Source organism: Neobacillus niacini, assembly GCF_023715785.1.
In the GTDB taxonomy this organism is placed as follows: domain Bacteria; phylum Bacillota; class Bacilli; order Bacillales; family Cytobacillaceae; genus Neobacillus; species Neobacillus niacini_E.
Window position 1 is genome coordinate 85,343 of record NZ_JAMBOX010000012.1, and the last position, 12,548, is coordinate 97,890.

Annotated in this window: 14 protein-coding genes; 13 read left to right on the forward strand and 1 reads right to left on the reverse strand. The window is 42.8% G+C overall.

Features of this window, described 5'->3' with window-relative positions:
• The first annotated feature begins 10 nt into the window (after positions 1-10).
• Together trmB and M3234_RS19775 are read left to right on the forward strand one after the other, a co-directional pair.
• Positions 11-673, forward strand: coding sequence for a tRNA (guanosine(46)-N7)-methyltransferase TrmB (gene trmB / locus M3234_RS19770; protein ID WP_262306372.1), 663 nt, complete (start codon positions 11-13; stop codon positions 671-673).
• Positions 674-739: 66 nt separating this feature from the next.
• Positions 740-1,582, forward strand: a complete 843-nt coding sequence (locus M3234_RS19775; RefSeq protein WP_262306373.1) for a YtnP family quorum-quenching lactonase — start codon at positions 740-742, stop codon at positions 1,580-1,582.
• Positions 1,583-1,624: 42 nt separating this feature from the next.
• On the opposite strand, the gene M3234_RS19780 is transcribed toward M3234_RS19775, so the two are convergent.
• Positions 1,625-1,954, reverse strand: a complete 330-nt coding sequence (locus M3234_RS19780) for a PepSY domain-containing protein (RefSeq protein WP_262306374.1) — start codon at positions 1,952-1,954, stop codon at positions 1,625-1,627.
• A gap of 170 nt (positions 1,955-2,124) precedes the next feature.
• Between M3234_RS19780 and M3234_RS19785 the strand changes: the two genes are divergently transcribed.
• The 11 genes from M3234_RS19785 (at position 2,125) to M3234_RS19835 (ending at position 12,520) form a co-directional block, all read left to right on the forward strand.
• On the forward strand, positions 2,125-3,198 hold the full coding sequence (locus M3234_RS19785; RefSeq protein ID WP_262306375.1) for a M42 family metallopeptidase: 1,074 nt from the start codon (positions 2,125-2,127) through the stop codon (positions 3,196-3,198).
• Positions 3,199-3,251: 53 nt separating this feature from the next.
• Positions 3,252-3,776, forward strand: coding sequence for a DUF84 family protein (locus M3234_RS19790; RefSeq protein ID WP_262306376.1), 525 nt, complete (start codon positions 3,252-3,254; stop codon positions 3,774-3,776).
• 134 nt (positions 3,777-3,910) lie between these two features.
• Positions 3,911-4,417, forward strand: coding sequence for a hypothetical protein (locus M3234_RS19795; protein WP_262306377.1), 507 nt, complete (start codon positions 3,911-3,913; stop codon positions 4,415-4,417).
• Between the two features lie 95 nt (positions 4,418-4,512).
• A complete protein-coding gene (locus tag M3234_RS19800; protein WP_262306378.1) occupies positions 4,513-4,827 on the forward strand; it encodes a thioredoxin family protein in 315 nt (104 codons plus the stop codon).
• Positions 4,828-4,913: 86 nt separating this feature from the next.
• Positions 4,914-5,702 carry a DUF1444 domain-containing protein gene (locus M3234_RS19805; RefSeq protein WP_262306442.1) on the forward strand — a complete coding sequence of 263 codons (789 nt, stop codon included), beginning with the start codon at positions 4,914-4,916 and terminating at the stop codon, positions 5,700-5,702.
• A gap of 162 nt (positions 5,703-5,864) precedes the next feature.
• Positions 5,865-8,159, forward strand: coding sequence for a DNA translocase FtsK (locus M3234_RS19810; protein ID WP_262306379.1), 2,295 nt, complete (start codon positions 5,865-5,867; stop codon positions 8,157-8,159).
• Between the two features lie 200 nt (positions 8,160-8,359).
• Positions 8,360-9,664: a UDP-N-acetylmuramate--L-alanine ligase gene (murC, locus tag M3234_RS19815; RefSeq protein WP_262306380.1), complete on the forward strand. Its 1,305-nt coding sequence runs from the start codon at positions 8,360-8,362 to the stop codon at positions 9,662-9,664.
• 173 nt (positions 9,665-9,837) lie between these two features.
• Entirely contained in the window at positions 9,838-10,299 is a 462-nt protein-coding gene (locus tag M3234_RS19820) for a DUF948 domain-containing protein (protein WP_262306381.1), read from the forward strand.
• A gap of 25 nt (positions 10,300-10,324) precedes the next feature.
• Positions 10,325-10,777: a YtxH domain-containing protein gene (locus M3234_RS19825; protein WP_262306382.1), complete on the forward strand. Its 453-nt coding sequence runs from the start codon at positions 10,325-10,327 to the stop codon at positions 10,775-10,777.
• A gap of 80 nt (positions 10,778-10,857) precedes the next feature.
• The gene (ytxJ, locus tag M3234_RS19830; RefSeq protein WP_262306383.1) at positions 10,858-11,190 is read left to right on the forward strand and encodes a bacillithiol system redox-active protein YtxJ; all 333 of its coding nucleotides are present in this window, start codon (positions 10,858-10,860) and stop codon (positions 11,188-11,190) included.
• Positions 11,191-11,443: 253 nt separating this feature from the next.
• On the forward strand, positions 11,444-12,520 hold the full coding sequence (locus M3234_RS19835) for a bifunctional 3-deoxy-7-phosphoheptulonate synthase/chorismate mutase (RefSeq protein WP_262306443.1): 1,077 nt from the start codon (positions 11,444-11,446) through the stop codon (positions 12,518-12,520).
• The last annotated feature ends 28 nt before the right edge of the window (positions 12,521-12,548 follow it).

Sequence of the window (12,548 nt, forward strand, 5' to 3'; positions counted from 1 at the left end):
AGTGGCAAACATGAGACTTAGGAACAAACCTTGGGCAAAGGATAAAATAGAGCAAAATCCGCAATATGTTGTACAAAACCCTGAGCAGTACCGCGGTAAATGGCATGAGGTGTTCGGCAACAATAACCCGATTCATATAGAGGTTGGCACCGGCAAAGGAAACTTTATTACAGAAATGGCCAAGGCGCATCCGGAGATTAATTACTTTGGAGTCGAACTGTATGATAGTGTCATTGTTTCTGCCTTGGACCGGCTGATTGAGGCAAACTTGCCTAATCTAAAGCTGCTTCACATTAACGCGGCAGATTTAGCTAAATACTTTGACAAAAACGATATCTCCCGGGTATATTTAAATTTCTCTGACCCTTGGCCGAAAACACGCCATGAAAAAAGACGCTTGACCTATAAAGACTTCTTGAAGTTATACGAGGACATCATGGTCGACGGCGGAGAAATTCATTTTAAAACCGATAATCAAAGCTTATTTGAATACTCGTTAATGAGTTTTTCGGAATATGGACTTCTGCTGAAATTTATCAGCCTTGACCTTCATAAAAGTGATTTTGAAGGAAACATCATGACCGAATATGAGCAGAAATTCTCTGAAAAAGGAAATCGGATTTATCGCTGCGAAGTCAAATATCAAAATGAACACCGGGACAGTTCCTGTTAGGGCTGTCTTTTTTTGTTTTTTTAATTATCTGTCAATGGTAAACTAGGGGTAAGGGGGGATTAAATAATGGAGACATTAAAGGTAGGAAATGTTACGCTGACATGGCTGTCCGGCGGGGTGACGAACCTCGACGGTGGAGCAATGTTCGGTGTCGTGCCGCGGGCGCTATGGTCCCGGAAGTATCCGGCAAATGAAAAAAACCAAATCGAATTGCCAACAGATCCCATTCTTATCCAAACCGGCAGCCACAATATTTTGTTGGAATCAGGGCTTGGAAAAGGGAAACTTTCGGAAAAGCAATTAAGGAACTTTGGCGTAACAGCGGAATCCAACGTGGAAGAATCCTTAATAGAGCTCGGGTTAACTCCGTTGGATATCGATTATATCCTGATGACACATATGCATAACGACCATGCGGCGGGATTGACGAAAATAGTGGATGGTGTCTTCAAGTCGACCTTTCCAAAGGCGAAAATTATCACTTCCCAAGTTGAGTGGGACGAAATGAGAAATCCCAATATCCGGTCAAAAGCTACATACTTTAAAGAAAATTGGCAACCGATTGAGACACAAGTTATTCCATTTGAGGAATCATGGACGCTTGGCCCGATTCGTATGGTCCACACCGGCGGGCACAGCAATGGCCACTCGATTGTGATTATTGAGGATGCTGGTGAAATGTCAATCCACATGGGAGACCTTATGGGAACCCACGCGCATCAAAATAGCTTATGGGTGATGGCTTATGATGATTATCCGATGGATTCCATTATGGCAAAGGAAAAATGGGTGCCGTATGCGATGGAAAAAAACGCCTGGTTCACCTTTTACCATGATGCTTATTATCGGGCAGTCAAATGGGGCTCTCAAGGCCGGGAAATCGTTGAAAGCGTGAAAAGAAGCCGCTAAAGAAATGACGGCAATCGTAAGTGAACGATTGCCGTTTTAGTGTTAAGATACCCTATCTTCGTTAAGAAGGCGGACATCAAGCAGGGTTCCGGTGGAGGCGTCTGCAATAAATTCAAATTGTTCCGTTGTTCCGTTATTATTTTTCGAAATGCCGCCCTTGTAGACTTGATATTGAACATGGTGCTGTTCGAATGGTTCGGCTTTCATATGTATCCAAGAGCCGCTGATTGGTCCGTTTTGCTTAAAATGGTCTTTCACGCTTTCCAATACCTTTTCAGGTGATACATTTGTAGTGCTAGAAATAACGGCTTTTGCCGCAAACCCCGCAAGTATCCCTACTGAAACCCCCAGTGCAAACGACTTCCAATTCATAACCCAACCCCCTATTTGAATGAAAAAAATGGGCGAAATAATCTTTCTTTTAGTATATCGTATTTTTAAATAAACCGGTAATATTACATCAAATATTGGTAAGCCGTCTAAAATTTCTGTAGAATAAGTACTATACATAATAAAAGAGATTTTCCAAAGGAGCATTCATAATGAACGAACAAACATTAAAACTGTTTCAAACACTGACAGAGCTTCCTGGGGCACCTGGCAATGAGCATCAGGTCCGCAAATTCATGAAAGAGCAGCTATCGCTTTACGCTGACGAAATTGTTCAAGATCGGCTTGGAAGTATCTTTGGTGTTAAAAAAGGGAATGAGAATGGCCCGACCATCATGGTTGCCGGTCACATGGATGAGGTTGGCTTTATGGTGACAGCCATTACCGAAAACGGCATGCTCCGTTTTCAACCGCTTGGAGGCTGGTGGAGCCAGGTGCTGCTGGCTCAACGCGTTCAGGTCATGACGAATAACGGTCCGGTGATCGGAGTTGTGGGTTCGATTCCGCCTCATTTATTAGACGAGTCGAAGAAAAATAAACCAATGGACATCAAAAATATGTTGATTGATATTGGAGCGGATAACCGTGCGGATGCCGAAAGAATCGGTATTAGGCCTGGTCAGGCAATCTTGCCAATTTGTCCGTTCACACCAATGGCCAATGAGAAGAAGATTTTAGCGAAGGCATGGGATAATCGTTATGGCTGTGGTTTGGCGATTGAACTGCTGCAAGAAGTTAACGGCGAAACATTGCCAAATATCCTTTATTCCGGTGCTACTGTTCAGGAAGAAGTCGGCCTGCGCGGGGCACAAACGGCATCGAACATGATTAAACCTGATCTCTTCTTTGCGCTTGATGCCAGCCCGGCCAATGATATGACAGGGGATAAAAATGAATTTGGCCAATTAGGCAAAGGCACCTTACTGCGTATTCTTGACAAGTCGATGGTGACACATCGCGGAATGCGGGAGTTTGTCCTCGATATGGCGGAAACGCACCATATTCCATATCAATATTTTGTTTCTCAAGGCGGCACCGACGCCGGCCGCGTCCATCTATCAAATGAGGGCGTTCCAAGTGCGGTGATCGGGATTTGTTCACGTTACATCCACACCCATGCTTCCATCATTCATGTGGACGATTATGCTGCCGCAAAAGAGCTATTAGTCAAGCTTGTAAAGGCTTGCGACAAGACGACAGTCGATACTATAAAAGCAAACAGCTGATTTTTTAAGGGGCATGGAGGGTCATGCCCCTTTTTCATAAGGAGTGAACATCTATGAAAATTATGATTGGCTCGAAAAACCCAACAAAGATAGCCGCCGTTAAGAATAGCTTTCGTGACCATTATGGTGCCGAATTCCTCGCATTGGATGTTCCATCCGGTGTAAGTGAACAACCTTTCTCGGATGAAGAAACGATAAAAGGGGCAGTCAATCGGGCTGTAAGGGCGCTGCAGCAGGGGGATGGCGATATTGGAATCGGCCTTGAAGGAGGCGTCCATGAAACAAGCCATGGCTTGCTGCTTTGCAATTGGGGTGCACTTGCCAGCACACATATGGAACCGATTATTGCCGGAGGCGCCAGATTCCTGCTGCCGGAAGAAGTTGCCGCCAGACTAAGAGCGGGTGAAGAACTTGGCCCGGTTATGGACGATTACGCCAAGAAGAAAAACGTCAGTAAGCAAGAAGGGGCGGTTGGCATTTTTACAAACGGCCTGGTCAATCGTTCGGCAATGTTTACCCATGTAATGAATCTTCTTGTGGGTCAATTTACTTACCAAAGGGAGCACGCAAGTAAATAATTTTTTCTCCAGTATCCGGAAATGGTGCTGGTTTTTTACTTTCGACATCAATAATCGACAAAAATCTTGTCATTTGAATATTCTGGCAGTTATGATAGTGATAGGACTATTTTCTTATTTTTGGAGGCGAAGAAATGAAACGCGTGAATGCCATATTCATCCTGCTCATAACTGCCATATTCCTGGCTGCCTGCAGCGGGCCATCATTTTCGGAAGAAAGCAAAACAACGATAAAGACAGTTAGCACCACATTTCAGGAAAAAGCAAAACAACCGAATAAAAAGAGCGGCGATATCCATTTTTATATTCCATTTGGCTATGAAATCGATGAAACCGCTCCTAATAATATCATTTTAAAAAATGGCTCAAAGACCTATATTCTGTTTGTCAATCCACAAGAAAAAGCCGCCAGTGAGGTTGTATATAAATCAACAGTCGAACAATATGAGAAACTTGAGGTAAATGAGAAATTCACCGGCAGCCAGGAGCTTGGATTCCTAACGATTAAACAATTGGAAGATAACTTAAATGAAGTGACTGTTGGTATTGGCGGCGTTAAACTCACATCACAAGTAAAAACAAGCAATTTGGATTCAGAAGCAAAAGTGATGATGCAAATCGTTAAGTCGGTTCAACAATAAAGGAGTTCTTTTCCGGAAACGACCAAACAGATTATTAGACATAGCCGCGGATGGACTGCTATTATTTATGGAGTTTATGAACGGAGGTATGCAACATGAAACATTTAGAGTCTATCGAGGAATTTACACAATTGCGGGAAAATGGCAGGACCATTTTTATGTTTTCGGCTAACTGGTGCCCGGATTGCCGTTTTATCGATCCAGTTTTACCAGAAATTGAAGCCAAATTTTCCGAGTTTACATTCATCTATGTCGATCGCGACGATTTTATTGATATATGCCAACAGCTGGATGTGTATGGCATCCCGAGCTTTGTCGCCTTTGAAAATGGCAAAGAGCTTGGCCGGTTTGTAAGTAAAGACCGCAAGACACAAGAGGAAATTGAAGCATTTATCACAGGCTTGAATTAATCTTTGCCTCCTCTCCTTTTGGATTGGAGGGTTTTTTGTGTAAAATGAAAAAAAATAACTCCTAATCGGAGGGAAGCCAAATGAAAATGGACAGTAACAAAATGCGCCGCGAGCTGGAGGCACGACTCAGCAGAGAAGACAGAGTGATTTCATATGACCGTGAAAAGGACCAGCTCCGGATAGAAAGCAAGCTGGCGGGAAAAGGAATTACCATTTCTTTGGGCGGTGTTGTGGCTAAATGGCATAACGAAAAGGAAAAAGCCATTGATGAAATCGTCTATTATGTCGAAGAAGGTTTGCGGGCCATGGTTGAGCCTGTTCAGCTCGAGGACCATGAAAAACGGATTTTTCCGGTCATTCGCTCGTCATCATTTCCAAAGGAAGCGGAAGAAGGCGTACCGTTCCTCATCGATGACCATACTGCCGAAACAAAGATTTATTATGCTTATGATATGGGCAAGACATACCGGTTAATTGACTCGAAAATCATCGAAAAGGAAAAATGGGATCCTTCAAGGATAAGGGAAATTGCCTTATTTAATGCACGCTCGTTATCGACATCGGTAAAAGAGGATCAGGTAGCCGGGAATATTTTTTACTTTTTAAATACAAACGATGGATATGATGCGAGCAGAATCTTAAATAAAGGGTTCCTAAACGAAATGGAAAGCAGAATCGAAGGAACTTTTGTTTTGGCCGTCCCGCATCAGGATGTGCTAATTATGGCGGATGTGAGAAATGACAGAGGCTATGATATTTTGGCACAAATGGCGATGAGCTTTTTTGCCAGCGGCCGGGTTCCGATTACGGCGTTATCGTTTTTATATGAAAATGGACAGTTGGAACCGATTTTTATTCTCGGGAAAAACAAATAACCGGAAACGGGGAGATCACTATGTATAGTGGTCTTTTTTCATGATTCTTTCCCACTTACCTCCAGATTTGGGGAGAATTTGACCGATTCTAAAGAATTATGTCGAAAAAATCCAAAATGCTGATAAAATAGAATGATAGTAGAATAAGAAAGAGTGATAGTTTTGAGCTGGATCCAAAACTTTTTTCAAAAATTAAAAAGAGATGATGCAAACGCATTTGACGAGTCGTTAGTACATAATCTTAAAACGGATGTTTCTTTCCTAGTTAATCAAAAAGACAGCGTAAAGGATGTAGAGACACGAATTTCCTACCAATACCCGAAAAATGCAGTTCCTGTCCCGAAAGATAAAATCAAACCATCCGTTGAAAAGCTTCCGCAAAAAAGAAAAGAGAGGCATGTCAGTAAACAAGCACAAGCTCTCCCGCTAACCCAACCAGTAAAAAAGGAAGCAGTGATTTCAGGAAAGGAGAAGCCAGCTAGATCCCGGCGCCCCTTTCAACCAACTGAAACTCCTTCTCCGGTGTTTGGTTTTAAAAGGCCGGTAAAGCACAGTGCCGCAGTGGAGCATGAATTGTCCCATTTTCTTGAGGAGGATGCCGTCAGTCAGTTTGAACAGACTGAGGGAAAGCCAGAACTGTTAAAGGATTCGGTTCCACCTGAACTAGTACCGGCTGAAGTCAGCACCATCATTGAAGAGGTAATTCAAGAAGAGTTGATTCCCGAAGAACCTGTGGGCGAGCTCGCTGAAAGCTCGGAAGAATTAAACCTAATTCTCGAGGAATCTGTTCACAATGAGGTTTCGGCTGCCGACCAGCAGGACGAACCGGACACGCTGCTAAAACCCGATCGGCCGAAGCGGTCCCATTTGCCATTTAACGTCATGATGTTAAAGCAGGACCGGGAAAAATGGGAAGCGCAAAAAAAACAACGTAGTCATAAGGCGGAACCATTATTGGTCCAATCGGAGGCTGAGGCTTCGGAAAGCAAACAGTTGAGAGTGGAGAAAACGACCAATCTGTCCATCCACGATCAGACAGGGGGCTATAAATTTCCGGAACTAGGGTTGCTTGACCCACCAATCTCCGAAGAAAAGGATATGGAATGGCTTAACTATCAGGAGGACCTGTTAAATCAAACCCTGACCAACTTTAATGTTGGAGCCAGTGTCGTCAATATCACACAGGGTCCTGCAGTTACCCGATTTGAGGTGCAGCCTGAGCCGGGGGTAAAAGTGAATAAAATCACCAACCTAAGTGATGATATCAAACTGAGCCTCGCGGCAAGGGATATCCGGATTGAAGCGCCGATTCCAGGAAAGCATACGATTGGAATAGAGGTCCCTAATCCAAAATCACGGCCGGTTAGAATCAGCGAAATTATTCGCAGCGACGTTTTCATTCAATCAAGTTCCACCCTGACTGCGGTGCTCGGTCTCGACATTGCCGGCACGCCGATTGTAACGGACTTAAAGAAAATGCCGCATGGATTAATTGCCGGGGCTACCGGGTCCGGAAAAAGTGTTTGCATCAACTCTATTTTGGTCAGTTTGTTATACAAGGCAAGTCCGGATGATTTAAAGCTCCTCCTGATTGATCCGAAAATGGTTGAACTCGCGCCATACAATTCAATTCCACATTTGGTCAGCCCGGTCATCACCGACGTAAAGGCTGCCACTGCCGCACTGAAATGGGCTGTCGAGGAAATGGAACGGCGCTATGAACTGTTTGCCCATACTGGTGTCCGTGATATCAATCGATTCAATGAATTGGCAATGGAGCATAAACGATACTCAGATAAACTTCCGTACATTGTGATTATCATTGATGAGTTAGCTGATTTAATGATGATGTCCCCTGCAGATGTAGAGGAAGCGATTTGTCGTATCGCCCAAAAAGCAAGAGCATGCGGGATTCATTTAATTGTGGCAACTCAACGGCCTTCAGTCGACGTTATAACCGGATTAATCAAGGCCAATATTCCTACCAGGGTCGCGTTCTCTGTTTCATCACAGGTGGATTCGCGAACGATTATCGACGTCAGCGGTGCGGAGAAATTGCTCGGCCGAGGCGACATGCTATTTTTAGAAAATGGCTCTTCCAAGCCTGTCCGTCTGCAGGGTACATTTGTCTCTGACGAAGAAATTGACCATGTAGTAAACCATGTAAAAGCGGAACGCGAACCGGATTACTTGTTTGTCCAGGAGGAACTTTTAAAGAAGGCGCAAATATCCGAAGAAGAAGACGAATTGTTTTATGAAGCGTGCGAATTTATTATTGAGCAGGGCGGTGCGTCTACATCGAGCTTGCAGCGCCGCTTTAAAATTGGCTATAATCGTGCCGCCAGACTAATGGATTTCCTTGAGCTGAACGGTTATATTTCCGGGGCAAATGGCAGTAAGCCCCGCGAGGTATTAATCACTGAAGCTGACCTAGAGTCGATTCAGGATCAAGTCTAAATATTTAGATGTGGACAAATAATATATAGTGCAAAAGAATCGGATTGAACGTGAAAAATAGTTTTTATAAAAGAACAGTGCTATAATAGTGAAATATGTTTTAACTAAAGGCAGTACATCTCACCATTTGTTATTCCGAATAACAATTAAAGACAGATGTCATATACTGTTTTACAGATACGTTGGTTGGAGGTTCTTCTATGACAATTTACCATTTTGTAGGTATAAAGGGGTCTGGAATGAGTGCACTTGCACAAGTGCTTCACGATATGAAATTTCAAGTGCAAGGCTCCGATGTCGAAAAGCGCTTTTTTACTCAGGCTGCTCTTGAGCAATCGGGAATTAAAATGCTCCCGTTTCAAAAGGAAAATATTCAGCCAGGTATGACAATTATTGCAGGTAATGCTTACCCTGATACCCATGAAGAAATTCAAGAAGCAATGAAGCTTGGACTTCCCATTGTACGGTACCATCGATTTTTGGGAGATTTTATGCAAAATTTTACGAGCGTTGCGGTTACGGGCGCTCATGGAAAAACATCGACGACAGGGCTTCTGGCGCATGTGATTGCCGGGGCAAAGCCTACCTCCTTTTTAATCGGTGACGGGACCGGAAAAGGGGAAGAAGGCGCTGAATATTTTGTTTTTGAAGCTTGTGAATATAGAAGGCATTTCCTATCCTATTTTCCTGATTATGCGATCATGACAAATATCGATTTTGACCATCCTGATTATTTTGCCAATATTGACGATGTCTTTTCGGCATTTCAGGAATTGGCCGTTCAAGTGAAAAAAGGGATATTTGCCTATGGAGATGATGAACAGCTTCAAAAAATCCAAGCAAAGGTTCCTGTCCTGTTCTACGGATTCCAAGAGGAAAATGATTACCAGGCGGCCAATATTGTAAAAACCACCGAAGGAACAAGCTTCGATGTGTTTATCCGCAATACCTATTATGATACGTTTTCCATTCCCACCTTTGGTGATCATAGCGTGCTAAATGCTCTTGCGGTCATTGGCGTCTGCCATTATGAAGGAATTGACGTTGCGATTGTGAAGGATCGACTCACAACGTTCCAAGGTGTAAAAAGAAGATTTACCGAGAAAAAACTCGGCGGCCAAATCTTAATTGACGATTATGCCCATCACCCGACAGAAATCAAGGCTACCATTGATGCTGCCAAGCAAAAATATCCTGACAGTCAAATCGTGGCCGTGTTCCAGCCGCATACATTCACAAGAACACAGGCGTTTTTGGACGATTTTGCCGAAAGTCTGCGCTTGGCGGATAAAGCCTATTTATGCGAGATTTTTGGCTCTGCTAGGGAAAAACATGGGAAACTGACAATCGAGGATTTGCAGGAGAAAATTCCTGGTTCAGAAATTCTTTCTGAAGATAACACTTCTGTGTTAAAAGAACATAGAAACAGTGTCATCATTTTTATGGGAGCAGGGGACATACAGAAGTTCCAGGAATCCTATGAAAAACAAATTGTTAATCAGTAAACAGAGGATACCAGCAAAAAGCTGGCATCCTTTTTTTTGTTATGAGGAAAATTTTATAACAAATGGCAGGAAAATAGGACAAAAGAATGGAAGTAGTATAAGATATTGTCAGGGTTTAATCATTGGCATGATGGGTTATACATAATGATAGGAATTTGACGGAGGTTTTATTGGTGGAAATTATTTTATACTTAAGCGCGGCCTTGGTAGCGATCGCATTTTTTGTGCTCGTGATTTATTTATCGGCAACATTAAAATCCCTGAAGGTTACGCTGAACAGTGTCTCAGACACCTTGAAAGGGTTGGAAAAGCAGCTTGAAGGCGTGACGAGTGAAACGACCTCATTATTGCAAAAAACAAATGCTCTGGCTGACGATTTGCAGCAAAAATCGGAGCAGTTGAATAGTGTCGTTGATGCGGTCAAAGACGTCGGCACATCCGTAAAAAAGTTTAATGGGTCGTTAAAAAATATCACAAATTCCATCGACCAGCAGGTAGAGGACAGCAAAGAAACCGTATCACAAATCGTCCAATGGACCAATGTATTTTTGGAATTGAAGGATAAGTGGCAGGCACGAAAACAGGCTAAAGTGGAAGGAAACGTAAAAGAGAAACAAAGAGTTCGTTCGCAATAATTTTTTCAAGGAGGTTGGAGTTAATATGACCAAAAGGGAATACGAACTGCGTGAAACAAACCAAAGCCGGAACGAGGAGGACTCATCAAGCAGCTTTTTGCTGGGTGCGATTGTCGGCGGGGTGATTGGGGCGGCGGCCGCTTTACTTTTTTCAACCAAAACGGGGAAGGAACTTCGCGATTCAGTCAGAAAGGATTCGATTTTGGATTTAACGGAAAACGTGAAGGCCAAGACCATTACTCTTTCTCAAGGACTTGCCCAGCAATCAACGGACTTGCTTAATAAGGTAAAAGGAAAACCTCAAGTTCAAGATGCCGCTTTGGAGGAATCGGAACCGGGGTATATTTCGATCCAAGGCCCAAATTCCAATTCTGGCAGCAATAAAGCTGCGGGCACTTCAAAAAGCGATGAAATTAGAAGAAAATTGGCGGAAGCGCAAAAAGCCTTCGATGAAGAAGAGAGCAAGGTAAAGCTTTAGCAGACTAAACACATTATTTGTGATAGCAACGGTGAAGTGATAAAATTACTTCACCGTTTATTTTTTTGGAGGTAATAACAATGCTTGTAAAAATTGAAACAGCCAAACAATTTGAGGAAATACTGAACAAAGAAGATAAGTTCTATTTTCTGAAACATAGTTTAACTTGTCCAATCAGCCAGGCCGCCTATAAGGAATACGAAAAATTTTCTTCCGAAAACGCGGGCATTCCGACATACTACCTAGCAGTTCAGGAATCACGCCCATTATCAAATGAAATAGCCGAAAAATTCGCCATCAAACATGAGTCCCCGCAGGCAATCCTATTTGCGAATGGTCAAGCGCTATGGAATGCTTCCCATTGGAAAATAAACAATCGTGCCTTAAAAAATGCTGTAAATGATAACCAGTAAAAATAGCACCAATTAAAACGAATAGCATACACTAATATATTATCACTCCTTTAATCGCTTTAACGCTTAAAAGCGTTTAATTATTAAAGAAAAAAGAGTGACAAACATAAATATTTTCGTTATAATAGACCCTAATTATAAAAGAAATTATATTTTTGTAAAATTTTAATTTGTGAGGCAGTAACTTTCTCCCATGCTTAGCTTATAATGATGGGGAACAAGCTGAATTACAAACGAAAGGACGGGGAAGATGATGAGCAAAAATGAATTGGATCAATTAAGAGACCGTATGGACGAATTAAACTTGGAGTTATTGAGGCTGATTAATGAAAGAGCTCTCCTCGTCCAAGAGATTGGACGGGTAAAAGGAAATCAGGGGGTATACCGTTACGATCCAGTCCGTGAGAGAAAAATGCTAGAAGTCATCAAGGAACATAACGACGGACCGTTTGATAATTCAACCATCGATCACCTTTTTAAGGAAATTTTCAAGGCAGGTTTAAATCTGCAAAAAGATGATCATGAAAAGGCATTGCTTGTATCGAGAAAGAAAAAGCCTGAAGATACCATCGTCACGTTAAAGGGTGAAACGATTGGTGATGGCAAACCGCACTTTGTGTTCGGCCCATGTGCGGTTGAATCGTATGAACAAGTAGCTACCGTAGCAAAAGCGATGAAGCAAAAAGGACTTAAGCTTCTACGCGGAGGTGCGTATAAACCAAGAACCTCTCCATACGATTTCCAAGGGCTAGGTGTTGAAGGTTTAAAAATATTAAAACGTGTGGCTAACGAATATGATATGGCTGTTATCAGTGAAATTGTCAATCCAGCCGATATCGAGATGGCGGTCGATTACCTTGATGTCATTCAAATCGGCGCCCGCAATATGCAAAACTTCGAATTGTTGAAAGCTGCCGGTGCAGTCAATAAACCAGTTCTTTTGAAGCGCGGTCTTGCGGCAACCATTGAGGAATTTATTAATGCCGCTGAATACATCATGGCACAGGGAAATGGCCAAATCATTCTTTGTGAACGCGGCATTAGAACATACGAACGGGCAACAAGAAATACGCTCGATATTTCTGCTGTGCCAATCTTAAAGCAAGAAACTCATCTACCTGTAATGGTCGATGTTACCCACTCAACTGGTAGAAGAGATTTATTGCTTCCTGCGGCAAAGGCAGCAATTGCGATCGGAGCAGACGGCGTAATGGCCGAGGTCCATCCGGATCCTGCCGTGGCACTATCTGATGCCCAGCAGCAAATGAATTTGGAGCAGTTTGATCATTTCTATAATGAGCTGCTAGCTTCCAACTTTGTCAAACTTTAAACCGAAGCTGCAAAAAAACCTTCTGCAT